The sequence below is a fragment of the Okeania sp. genome (genome assembly GCF_983059655.1).
The window spans coordinates 1-9,661 of sequence record NZ_CEZPJD010000001.1 but is presented as its reverse complement, the minus strand read 5'-3'; the positions used below and the strand labels follow the sequence as shown (position 1 = coordinate 9,661).

6 protein-coding genes are annotated in these 9,661 nt (G+C 33.3%); 2 read left to right on the top strand and 4 right to left on the bottom strand.

The window, feature by feature from the left end; all coding sequences use genetic code 11:
- Positions 1-69: 69 nt before the first annotated feature.
- Positions 70-2,133 (bottom strand): precorrin-3B C(17)-methyltransferase, encoded by a 2,064-nt coding sequence (gene cobJ, locus AC3DU7_RS00030; protein ID WP_488037325.1) that lies wholly within the window; start codon positions 2,131-2,133, stop codon positions 70-72.
- A 490-nt stretch (positions 2,134-2,623) separates the two neighbouring features.
- Positions 2,624-3,442, bottom strand: a complete 819-nt coding sequence (gene rsmA / locus AC3DU7_RS00025; RefSeq protein WP_488037324.1) for a 16S rRNA (adenine(1518)-N(6)/adenine(1519)-N(6))-dimethyltransferase RsmA — start codon at positions 3,440-3,442, stop codon at positions 2,624-2,626.
- 424 nt (positions 3,443-3,866) lie between these two features.
- Here rsmA and AC3DU7_RS00020 point away from each other — a divergent pair, with 424 nt between their 5' ends.
- Entirely contained in the window at positions 3,867-4,901 is a 1,035-nt protein-coding gene (locus AC3DU7_RS00020) for a methyltransferase (RefSeq protein WP_488037323.1), read from the top strand.
- A gap of 588 nt (positions 4,902-5,489) precedes the next feature.
- Here AC3DU7_RS00020 and AC3DU7_RS00015 read toward each other — a convergent pair.
- Complete coding sequence (locus tag AC3DU7_RS00015; RefSeq protein ID WP_488037322.1) at positions 5,490-6,740, bottom strand: hypothetical protein; 1,251 nt, start codon at positions 6,738-6,740, stop codon at positions 5,490-5,492.
- 404 nt (positions 6,741-7,144) lie between these two features.
- Positions 7,145-8,635 carry an FAD-dependent oxidoreductase gene (locus AC3DU7_RS00010; protein ID WP_488037321.1) on the bottom strand — a complete coding sequence of 497 codons (1,491 nt, stop codon included), beginning with the start codon at positions 8,633-8,635 and terminating at the stop codon, positions 7,145-7,147.
- 468 nt (positions 8,636-9,103) lie between these two features.
- Here AC3DU7_RS00010 and AC3DU7_RS00005 point away from each other — a divergent pair.
- On the top strand, positions 9,104-9,661 hold a 558-nt coding region (locus AC3DU7_RS00005; RefSeq protein WP_488037320.1), incomplete at its 3' end, for a Uma2 family endonuclease.

Below are 9,661 nucleotides of genomic sequence, written 5' to 3'. Positions count from 1 at the left end.
TCAAGTGCATTTATGCAACTCCCTACTCCTCTACTCCCCCATTCCCCTACTCCCTCACTCCTCTACTCCCTAAAGTCCTAAATAACCCCTTGGTGTAATCATCCAATTATTATAAATACCTGTAGATTCATTACCAATCAAAATTACTGTCAACATATCAATAGAAAACTCCAATAACTTATCCAGATTTGTCAAGGTAATTTCCTCATTTTCTCGATAAACAGACCGGACAATTGCTACAGGAGTTTCTGGTTTACGATATTCTAAAAAGATATTCACAGCTTTAACTAATTGTTCTGTTCTTTTCAGGGATTTAGGATTATAAAGTGCCACGACAAAATCCGCCATTGCTACAGCATTTAAACGTTTTTCTATTACCTCCCAAGGTGTTAATAAATCGCTTAAACTAATAGCACAAAAATCGTGCATCAAAGGCGCACCAACTCTAGCAGCAGCAGATTGTAAAGCACTAACTCCAGGAAATACTTCTACCATAGGAATTTTACCATCCCAACCTGTAGCTCGAAGTTGTTCTAAAACTAATCCTGCCATGCCATAAATTCCACAATCTCCAGAAGAAACTACTGCGACATTTAAGCCAAAATTTGCCAATTCAATTGCTCTTTCTGCTCGTTTTTTTTCTTGAGTAATAGGTAGTCTTTCTACTATTTGTCCAGGATTTAATAAGGGTTGAATTAAGTCAATATAAAGAGAATAACCAATAACAACATCAGCATAACTAACAGCCATTTGAGCTGCGGGTGTCATCTGTTCTAATTTTCCGGGACCAGTGCCAATTAACAATAGTTTTCCAGTTCTTCCTGTATATTCTTTTTCAGATATAGCCACAGCAATAGTTGCTGCTCCTGGTTCGCCTTCTAGACGGAATATTTGTTTGCGGACTAATAAATTGCCTTCATTAATTCTCTGAAAATTTGATGATAAATTGTCAGTATTCTGTTTTGATTCTGAATTAAGATTATCTTTTTCTTGTAGGTTTAATATCTCGCCGTCTACATGGTGTTTATAATTTGTTTTAATTTGAGTATCTATCCATTTCTCCCTTATTCTTTCCTTCTGAATTCTAAATTCTGAATTCTGAATTCTGAATTCTTTTGCCCCTAAAATTGCAGCAGCTTCAGCAACACTGGGAGTTCCTACTTCCTGAGCAACAATATTAGAAGGAGTAGGTACTTCAACACAGCTCAATAACTCTGAAGAAAAAGTCCGCAAAGGTAAATTTTGTTCCTGACAAAATTCTACTAACCCTATTTCATCAGCTTTAAGATCGATAGTAGCAATTCCTGCGATCGCTCCCTCCGCTAAATGATTAACTTTAAATACTTTTTGAATAGCAGTTGCAATTAATTTTTTAGAAGTACCTCTTTCACAACCAACCCCTATCCACAAAACTCGTGGATGCCATTGCACTTTCGGTAAATCTGAATCTGGAGCAAACTGGCGTTGAGTAAAACTAATCCAAATTCTGGCCTTGGGAGTAGGAGTAGAGCGATCGTCTACTTCTGGAAATCCAAAATAAAATGAATGATTCTGGGGTAAATGCTCTTGCCATAAAATCGAACCCACTTCCTGAATTACTTGTACAGTTTCTCCTCTAGCAACTATTCCACTGACTTTATTCCAGTTTCCTTCCCCTCGTTGCCAACCAAAAGGTTTACCCAAAATATCAACACCAGGTAATTCTAAATTATGGGATGCACCTGTAATAACTGGGGTAGCGCTCAGGAGGCGGGCGAGTACATTAGTTAGTTTATCAGCACCACCTTGATGTCCACTACATAAACTAATGACAAATTTACCTGCTTCATCCAAAACGACTACTGCTGGATCGCGATATTTATCTTTTAAAAGTGGAGATATTAAACGTACAACTGCACCGCTGGCGAGACAGAAAACTATGGCACTATAGTTTTGCCAAATATTTGCTAGATGATTTTTCAGAGAGTCGTTGTAAATTTCGACATTGGTCGTAGAATTGGTTGTATGTTGACAAGACTCTGGTATCCACAGAGTTGCTCCAAATGTTTGGCAAATAGGTTGTAATAGTTTTATTGCTGTGGGAGTTGTGGCGATCGCTGCTATAGGTTGAAATTCTTGGCCAATTAAATTCATTTTTTAGGTGTTTAGGTATTTGAAATAGATAGGCTATTTATTAGAGTTCAGAATCCAGGAGTCAGAATAAATATCTTTAATGCCATTTTTATGCGTTAAAGAATGCTTACTAAATTATCTTTTTTGTCAAATTTATATCTCTTGTAAAATCTTTTATTAGTGCTTACTATTTGTAACATTCTTTTTTTTATTGCTATTACAGCAATTTGATAAATGTTTGCTACAAATACTGGAACTGTTTCTAGTAAGTCAATAGTCAGTAGTCAGCTAGATTGAGCTGTTATTATCATTTTTGACCCTGAAATAATTCTCCAAGTGCTAAATATACATCTGACTTTAATCATTTTTGTTGACCAAACTATTCGTAACATTCTTTTTTCACGCTTGGTATTACACAAAAGAAAATTATACTCTATTTGTAGGGCTGAGGAGAGGTAATTTTAATTATTAATTATTAATTGTTGAAAACCTTCTTCAAAATCCACTTTTTCTACAACTCTCCTATGCTATTTGCTAGTGCTATCCACTGCTGCACACTTAAATCTTCTGCACGAACTTGAGGGTTTACTTTTAATTTTTCTAGTAATGGGAAAAGGCGATCGCGTTCAATAACTGCCTTAAGATTATTCCTTAACATTTTCCGTTTACTAGCAAAACCTAATTTAACTAACATTTCCATTTGTTTTGGGTTATTTGCCTGGGGTTCTATTAATTGAGGGCGTAGTCGTATTACTGCTGAATCAACTTTTGGTGGGGGATAAAATGCCTTGGCAGGTACATCACAAATAAATTCACAGTTTGCTAAATATTGAATTTTTACTGATAGGGAACTATAAGCTTTTGAGTCTGGTTTAGCGCAGATTCTATCCGCTACTTCTTTTTGTAATAATAAGACGATTAGATCATAAGTATTAGCCACAGGTTGGGCAATTGTTCCTAATAGTTTTTCCAAGATTGGACCAGTAATATTATAAGGTATATTCGCCACAACTTTATTAGGATTTTGGAAAGTAGGAAATTGTGCTAAATTTGTTTCTAAATCTAGGGATAAAATATCTCCTTGTAACAATAAAAAATTTTCTACTCCGCCAATTTTTTTGACTAATTTTTGACATAAATCTCTATCAATTTCTACTGCAACAACTGACCATGCTATAGGCAATAAACGATGAGTTAGAATACCTGTACCTGGCCCAATCTCTAGGACGCGATCGCTATCTGATAATTCAGCAGCTTGAACAATTTTATTAAGTGCTTTGTCACTCCTCAGCCAATGTTGAGCAAATCTTTTTCGAGGTTGAATAGTCATAATATATAGCAGTCTTATTTGAATTTAAAAGATTGTAGATTTGTAGGAAACATCTTAACAGGGAACCGAGAAAATAATTAACAAAAAAATCAGTTAATTATTGATGATTTTAATTTTTTTTACAACCAATTTATAATTACTATAGCAGTCAGGAATCAGATGTGAGAATTGAGGTTTTCCTTTAAAGTATAGAATATAGCAGTTTTATTATTATATTTGTTTTTTCCCTATTCCCTATTCCCTATTCCCTAAAGCAAAATTCTCCAATATCTTACAACTAAAATCATATTGCTGTATATGTTTAATTTTGTCTACCTATGTCAAACTAAATTTGAAACTTTATTCAGAACGGATTTTCGTGTTATATATATTAAGTTATCAAGTTTAGACTGTTCAGAAAAAATCACTTTTTTGGATAAATTTTATGCCAAGCTCCGATCAAAACCAAGAACAAAAAATACTCACTTGTGATGATAAACTGCTTTGGGATACATGGTTGTCAATGTTCCATTTTCCTACCCTTACTGTAGCAGACGAGCTAGGACTTTTTTCTTTCTTAGACAAAAAGCCAGCAACTGCTAAAGAAGTAGCAACAAATTTGTCTTTGGGACCCCGTGCAACTGAAGCACTTTTGGGAGTAATGACATCACTAGGTTATCTTGCACAGTTTAATGGCAAATTCCATCTTACCCAGGTATCGCAAAATTTTTTACTTCCTCAGAGTCCTTACTACTGGGGTGGCATACTGCATTTTATACGCGATAATCCTCTATCCCATTCAGCTCTTTTAGAGGCATTCCGCAATGATAGGTCTGGTATTTACGACGAGAAGGATGTTTGGGAAACTCACGAAACAGATCAAGAAAAAGCTCAGGCTTTTACCAGACACATGCATAGTCAAACTCTTACTCCTGCACTTGGTGCTGCTTTGAGAGGTGACTTTTCGGGTGTAAAACGTCTTCTAGATGTAGGAGGTGGTTCTGGAGCTTTTTGTTTTGCTTTAGCTCGGCGTTACCCCCAAATGCACTGTACTATTTTAGAATTACCAACGGTATGTGAGATAGCAAAAGAATACATAGCAGAAGCTGGATTATCTGATAGAGTGGATACTTATGTAGGAGATTTTTTCCAAGATCCTTTTCCTTCTGGTTACGATGCAGTTCTATTCAGTAATATTTTTCACGACTGGGGATGGGAAAAATGTTTACATCTAGCAAAACAAAGCTTTGAAGCATTACCAAGTGGAGGTCGCATTTATCTAAGTGAAATATTATTAGGAGATGGAAAAGATAACCCCCCAATTGCCACTTCATTTTCAATGTGCCTGTTTTGGGTTACTGAGGGTAAACAATACACTGCTAATGAGTTTTATCAAATTTTGCAAGAAGTTGGGTTTGAAGAAATATCAATAGTTCAAACTCATGTTTATTATTCACTTGTTAGTGCTAGAAAACCTTAATGAAGTCAGACAGGAGAGCTGTCGATAGGGCAACAAACAAAAGTTGTTTTTGTAACGGGAATTTTGAGCAAACTGACAAAAACATTTCCCCTATTCAACTCCGTCTTACCGAAGAATTAATAATTCAATAATTCAGGTAAAAATCCTCCCCTTTCAAGGGGAAAAAAATAAATATTTTCCTTTTATTCAATCAAGAGCGGTTTTAACCAGAGGTAATTATCAATTATCAATTATATAATGTCCGGTAGCATCGGTCTTGTATAGTAAATAGGCAATAGGCAACAGGCAACAGGCAAGAAAAAAACTTAAATTTCCTGTAGATATCCACGCTAACTTTTACACAAACGATACCAACGAACATGATATTATCCATTATGCATTAATGAATTTTTACTTCTCCCTCACTCCCCCACTCCCCTACTTCCCTACTCAACAAAATGTAGAAAAGTTTTTGAGAAATGGTATTAAGGAGAGGTAATTATACCATTTTCAAAAAATACTGTTACAGTGCTTTATTCTGTTGCTAGGAGTTTTAAGATTAATATTGTAGCAACCTTTTTTGAATTTGGTCTTATTAATTATTAATTATTAATTATTAATTGTTGAACTATTCCCTTTTTCCTCCTGAAAAGATTTCCAAATATTTTGAATTAGCATGATTTGCTGACCAATAGGGAGATAGCGCTCAAGGGACAAAATATTCCGATCGTTTTGAAAATCTACAAAATTCTGCTGAAATGCCTCATAAATTTTCAGGTTCATATTTAATAGTTGATCGTCAACAATGTTTAAAACTAATTGTTCTTGATTACTACAGTTCTCATTATCCTTAATAATTAATTTACCTGGACGAAGAACAAAATCACCAGAATAGTCAAATTTAATCCAGAAATCTACTTCTATATTGGGCTGAGTATTTTCTTCGTCAAAATAAATTTTTAAACGCCGTTCCTGAATATCCCATAGGGGATGTTCTTTTTTGATTGCAGCATTGGCTAGCATATCAATATTAGAACGAACATGAACTTTATTTTTAATATTTTTTACCTGATAAATAGCATTAACAAATGTATTTGTACCGCTAACTTCTGGCAGTGAACAATAATGATTAAAATCAATTATTCCTATTGAAGAGAGTAACTGTAAAGCATGGGGTAATTCAAGTAATGGTGGGTCTGTAGTATAGGCTAAACCATTTTCTTTAGAAAAATCAATTTCTACTTTATATAAATTAGGAATACTCGAATTATTATTTGAAGTTAGAGAAAGCTTTTGTTTTTTTTCCTTGATGATTTTTTGTATTTCTCGTTTAATAAATTTAGGAAAATCTGAATAATACCACTGAGAAGCAACTGCTGCTTTTATTTTATATCTGTCAATTATTTCTGCAATTTGCAGCATTTCTTGTCTGTTTATTACAACTGGTTTAGGTAAAATAAAGTTTTTTACACCAGCGTCAATATATAATATTAATTGTTCATAAACTAATTCAGGCTTTAAAGCTATCTCAATTACTTGTCTGGCTTTTTCTTGGTTATTTAAGTATTTAAAATAGTTATCATGCCATTGACGAAAACTCTGAAATAGATAAGTTTGTGGTTGATTCTGACCTAAAATACTATCAGTAAATAATGAGGAAGTAATTACTGGATCGACAATAGATACTATTTCCCATAAATATCCATTTTTGGCATATTTAGTTCCAATGTAATTTTTTCCATAACGTCCATAACCAACAATTGTTGTTTGAAAAGTTGAAGCTCGATTTGATAGATGAGACTGACTATCAGGACTTTTGGTGACAAGTGAATTTGGTGAAAAATTAAATTTTTCTGTCATATTAGTTTGCAATTACTTTAAGAATCATAAGTTAATTTAAACTTTTTTTTTGCTGTTGTCAAAAAATTCTCAGGTAGTAGTGGATCGAGTGAGACTTGAGACATTTTGTTCACCAATCAATATATAGAAATATAGAAGAGCAGGATGGCTATATTTAGAGACTATTTTAAATAATAAATATTTGATATAGGAATCATGAATCAAATGTGAGAATTGATATGTTCCTTAAAAGGATACAATATAGGAATTATATTGTTCATATATATTCATTTTTTTCTTCTTCTATGTTCCCTATTCCCTATTCCCTAAAAGTTTTCAAGATCTCACAACTCAAATCATATTGCTATATAATTATATGCACATTTTTTTAGGCTGATAGCTGATAGCTAATAGCTGATAGCTAGTTAATATACATTTAATTCCTTAATAATTTTTTCTCGTTTTTCTGGAGGAGATTGTGGCAATTTATTTCCGAGTAAAAATTCCAATTCTGGAGAGATAATTATAGTTCTATTATTATCTATTTTGATATGTTTTTCGACCTCTTGCTCCGTTAAAATCTGTTTGTTTATATAAGTTTTTAATAAGTTATGAATAATTAGAAAAGAATGATAAATAACTGATGTTAACTTACCTCCGGGAATATGAATATACTGTTCACCAGTTTGATGCTGATACTGATAACGAATAGGATTATGATCTCTTTTAGCAGCTTCTAATTGATTTGCTGGTTTTTTACCAGGATAAACCTGAATATTTTTTTTCACCTTTATTGGTTCTAACTGCGCCACCCAAGGTATCCATTGAGATACTCCTTTTTGAATAGCTTGGAGAATAGAAACTTCATTTCGACTATCAAAATAATCGGTTTCACACCTTACCCAACTTATCCAGTTTTGAGGTAGATTGATTGGAACTTTATCAAGAGGAATATAGAGTTCTGCTTGATTATATTCTAATCCATAAAAAATAGCCAAACGATTTTGACCTGCTTTGATAATTCCTCCGTATTGTCCACGAATTAGTAAAGTGCTGGAGAAACTGTCTATAAATTTAGGAATTTTAGTCTTGAGAGTTTCTGGAATTTTATATAGCCCATACACTTTTAATTTAACAATATTTCCTACTTGTTTTTCTCCTGAAAATGAGGGGATTGGAATTTCTAAACCTCTAGCATATGCTGTATTAATTACTGTGTTAAAGTATAATTTTTTTTCCTGGTTAATCTGTAGTTCAAATCCTTGCTCGCTTAGTTGAATATTAGTCACTCGATGATGAGTTTTAAGATTAATTTTCTGCTCTTTTATTAATTTATTAAGTAATTGAATTAAATGACTACAATATTCGCCGATATTTAGAACTGGTTGTTTAACTTTAACCGCGCCATTAAATAAATTTTTGTCTCCAGTTCCCCACAAAATTTCTTCTGGTTCTATTTCCTGAACCAGTTCTTTCGCGGAGCCAAAAATTTGCTCTGATGGATAATTATTAATATGGTTATTATAAATTTCAATTAAATTTTTACTAACATCTTTGAGAGTTACACCTTTTTGATAAATTGCCGTATTTCCTTTGATATTAGGAGCTAAGTAATTCACATAATCATCTTCAAAAACATAGTCAGGCATGACTTTTTTAAACAAAAGAGTTTGTTTAAATAAAAGTTCTAATGTAGAAAAATGTCCTCCATAAACAAAATGATGTAAAATTCCTGTATTATTAAGAGAAGCACTATAATGATTTAAAGGGGTAGATTCAGCCTCTAGAAGTGTTACTTTGGCAATTCCTAATTGAGAAAGAATAGAAGCAACAGAAATTCCCATAGCTCCCGCACCAATAATAGCGATTTCTTGTTGTGCTTCTGGAGGAATATTAAATAGTTTTTTGTTAGACATAAATCACCCGTTTCAGTTATTAGTTATCAGAGGATATCTGAAAAGTTTTTTGATACTGAATTTTGCCCCCCCGAGCAAGCCAACTTTGGGGGGAACAAGAGTCAATTTGCTATCTTTAAGTCCCCCAATTTTGGGGGATTTAGGGGGCTTAGATGTAGCATAAGGGACTTCTCAGACAACCTCTCAGTACCTCTGCAATAAGGAGGCAAGAAAATAAAGTTATTTCTAAAGTCCTGGACAACACCTTAGAAGTAATTAATAATTAATAATTAATAATTATCTCTCCTTGAAAAAAGAGGCTTTAAACCTTAACTATTTGGTAAAGCAAATATTAATATGAGTAGATAACTTTTTATCTTACTAAAATCTCTACTATACTTATAAATAGATTAGATATTAATAGGAGACTAGCTTCAAGCCTGTTTGGCTCTCAATTTTTTATATTATAAACAATTTTAGAGGTAAAAAATGGCACAGACCAAAAATCAACTTACACTAGAAGAGTTTCTCAAGCTCCCACCAGGAGAAGAAAATATTACTTATGAACTTATTGAAGGAGAAGCAACACCCAAAATGTCGCCAAAAAAATTTCACTCTAAGCTAACTCGTGCATTACTCTACTTAATAGATGAATGGTGCGAAGGAAAAGGAGAAGTTTATCCAGAATTAGCAGTTAAATTAACAAAAAAAGGAAAAGATTGGATGCCTGTTCCAGAATTATTATATCTTGCTGCCGAACGTTTTCCTGAAGACTGGGAAGAAGATGTCCCTTGTTCTGTACCACCAAATTTAGTAATAGAAATAATTTCTCCTGGACAAACATTTGGTCAACTCATAGCTAAAGCTAAAGATTATTTAGATGCAGGTGTATTAAGGGTATGGGTTGTTGATAGTAAAGCCAGGAGTATTACAGTTTTTTACCCAGATGCACCGCCACAAACTTATATGGGAAAAACTCTACTTGTAGATTCTTTATTTGAGGGATTAGAATTAACTGCAGAACAAGTATTTAACAAAGCTGGAATT